At 73.7% G+C, this 323-nt stretch carries 1 pseudogene; it reads left to right on the top strand.

Annotated features, from left to right (window positions below):
- Positions 1–323 (top strand): annotated as a pseudogene (locus tag IG05_RS0141375) (beta-galactosidase); the annotation flags it as partial.

Below are 323 nucleotides of genomic sequence, written 5' to 3'. Positions count from 1 at the left end.
CTTCGGCGCCGTGGACCACGACACGACCGTGTGGGCCGACGGCGTCGAAGTGGCCCGGCACCGCGGCGGCTTCACCCCGTTCACCGCCGACCTCGGCGAAGTCGCCGTGGCCGGGCGGGAGTTGACGATCGTCGTACGGGCCCGTGACAGCCGGCACGGCGCCCAGGCCCGCGGCAAGCAGTCCACCTGGTACGCCAACTCCCACTGCCACTACACCCGTACGACCGGCATCTGGCAGACCGTGTGGCTGGAGCCGGTCCCGCGGGCCGCCGCACTCAGGCGCCCGCGCATCACCCCCGACCTGGCCTCCGGCTCCTTCCACC

Source organism: Streptomyces sp. NRRL S-1022 (assembly GCF_000720135.1).
Lineage (GTDB): Bacteria > Actinomycetota > Actinomycetes > Streptomycetales > Streptomycetaceae > Streptomyces.
The sequence above is the reverse complement of the archived record's forward strand: the minus strand, read 5'-3'. Positions and strand labels throughout refer to the sequence as shown.